3 protein-coding genes are annotated in these 2,188 nt (G+C 63.9%); 1 reads left to right on the plus strand and 2 read right to left on the minus strand.

The window, feature by feature from the left end; translation table 11 throughout:
- Together CKO42_RS26210 and CKO42_RS26215 are read right to left on the minus strand one after the other, a co-directional pair.
- Window positions 1-379, minus strand: a 379-nt coding sequence (locus CKO42_RS26210; protein WP_476737491.1) for an RpnC/YadD family protein, incomplete at its 3' end; no start/stop codon positions are given.
- A 119-nt stretch (window positions 380-498) separates the two neighbouring features.
- The gene (locus tag CKO42_RS26215) at window positions 499-1,530 is read right to left on the minus strand and encodes a DUF3106 domain-containing protein (protein ID WP_242479732.1); all 1,032 of its coding nucleotides are present in this window, start codon (window positions 1,528-1,530) and stop codon (window positions 499-501) included.
- Window positions 1,531-1,853: 323 nt separating this feature from the next.
- Here CKO42_RS26215 and CKO42_RS26220 point away from each other — a divergent pair, with 323 nt between their 5' ends.
- Entirely contained in the window at window positions 1,854-2,159 is a 306-nt protein-coding gene (locus CKO42_RS26220) for a flagellar protein FlaG (RefSeq protein ID WP_200252286.1), read from the plus strand.
- Window positions 2,160-2,188 lie beyond the last annotated feature (29 nt).

Genomic DNA, 2,188 nt, shown 5'->3' on the forward strand with positions numbered 1-2,188 from the left:
TGAGGATCTGCTCGACCCAGGTGTCCAGTTGCTCGTCTGTGGCTTGCTCTAGGCGCTTGGATGCCGACTCGGGGATGTCGCCGAATTTGAGGGTGATGAGTTTGCGGAGGGTGCCCTCCACGCCCGCCTTGCGGCCCACTTTTTGGCCTTCTTTTTTACCTTCTTGGCGGCCTTCTTTGTGGCCTTCTTTTCGGCCCTCCTGGCGCTCGCGTTCTGCCCAGTGTAGTAGGTTTTCGGCCAACATCGCTTTGTCCTCGACGAGTGAGTTGATCTGGGTAAGGTCGATCTGTGCGCCAAGGCGCTGGAGATGGCGCTTGAGCCAGCGGGTGATGAGCCGATCGAGGCGGGCCTTGTTGGGGTCGGCCTGGATCAGGCGCACCAGCCGGTCGACAGCGGCTTGCAGGGAGGCCCTATCGCCTGAGGCGATCTCGACCTGGATGATGCCGCTGAGCGGGCTGCTGGCCGGCGGATCATCCAGTCGATGAGGCGGACGCGCGCTCAGTGATCCCGGCGCTGTTTCGCCAGCCAGGCTTCGATGATGGCGGGGTCGAGCCCTTTGAGGCGTTGCTCGGGTTCGAGCCCTTTGAGGCGCTGCTCGGGGTCTAGGCCTTTGAGCCGCTGCTCGGGTTCGAGCCCTTTGAGCCGCTGCTCAGGTTCGAGCCCTTTGAGGCGCTGCTCGGGGTCGAGCCCTTTGAGGCGCTGCTCGGGGTCGAGCCCCTTGAGGCGCTGCTCGGGGTCGAGGCCTTTGAGGCGCTGCTCGGGGTCTAGGCGCTTGAGAATCGCGTCGGGGTCGCGCTTGAGCGCGTCTTCGATCACCAGTTCATGAGTCTCGCGGATGAAGTCTTGCAGGGTGTAGGCCATCTCGGGTGCCTCGCGTTGGAAGATGAGGTGCAGTCGTTCGAGCAGTGTCCAGCGGCCGTTTTGGTTGGGCTCGCGCAGGCGGTGGCGGTAGTGTTCGAGCCCTTGGCGCATGCGATCCTGCTCGCTGGCGAAGAGTTCCCAGGGGGCGTTGCGCGGGTGTTTGCTGATCCGGTTGAGGACGATGACCCGCACCCGATGCCCGCCCCAGGGCAGGTCGTAGACGCCTTTCCAGGCGGTGGGTTGCAGGCCGTGACTGCGCGCGAGCCCTTTGGGATAGCGTGTGGCGACGGCATAGAGGCCGAAGGCGTCGCGCGGATGGCGGGCCTGCTCGGCGGTGACGTTGACTTTGCGGTAGAGGACGTAATACCCGATCAGTTCATCCAGCGACCAGACACCCAGGGTTTCATGGCGGGATTTGTAGCTCAGCAGGTTGATGGCGCGCAGATTCTCGAGTCCATCGGGTAGCGGATCGGGTAGCGGGGCTTTGCCACCGGCTTCTGCGGCTTCGATGATCGCGACATCGAGTTCTTGGCTGGTCAGTGCGAGTTCTTGTTCGAGTTCGACTCGCCAGGGAACGTCGGCGAACACCTCCACCAGCGCGATGCCAAAGGCCCGGTGCCATTCGCGTAAGCGGGCTTTGTCTGGGCTGTTGGGATGCTTGGGGGTCATTGAAACAGTCTAGCGGGTTGAACGCTTGGATGAAAACAGGGCGAAGCACCGGACGCGAAACCCGGGGCGGATCACGGTTGAGATCGGCTGGTCAGCAGGCGGATGGTAGCGAGCGCGGGGCTCAAACTCGAACTCGAGGCTGATCGTCTCGGGGCACGCAGCGTCGCCCTCCCCTTCGCGGCGATCGGGCCGCGCTTCGATTCAGCGTCCGATTCTGCTAACCGTCTGACAAGGAGCCCATTCCCCTGTCCAGTGCCATCACCGATATCAGCCAAACCGCCCCGAACACCGCCCCGGTCAACCAGCTCAACCCGCGCCAGCGCTTGGAGGGCTTGCTGCAGGCGTTGCCTAGCGTCGGCAGTACGCTGGCGCAAGCGGAGAGCAATCAGGCCCCGGGCCGCAGTGATCTGGAAGAGCCGCTGCAGCGGGTGAACGAGGTGATGAACAATGATGGCGTGCAGTTCGAGATGAGCGAGCCGCCCGGTGAGCGGCTGATCACGCGCATTGTCGACAGCGAGTCAGGCGATGTGATCCGCCAGATCCCGCCGGAGGAGATGATGCGCTTGGTCGAGCAGATCGCGGAGATGACCCAGGCCGGCCGCGGTGGCTTGGTGAATCTTGAGGCTTGAGGGCTTGGGGGTTGCTGGGGGCTCGGCGC

The organism is Lamprobacter modestohalophilus, assembly GCF_016583905.1.
Lineage (GTDB): Bacteria > Pseudomonadota > Gammaproteobacteria > Chromatiales > Chromatiaceae > Lamprobacter > Lamprobacter modestohalophilus.

Excerpts from the sequence above, each read along its gene's own strand:
- CKO42_RS26215 (WP_242479732.1), bottom strand. The coding sequence starts at position 1,530 with ATGACCCCCAAGCATCCCAACAGCCCAGACAAAGCCCGCTTACGCGAA.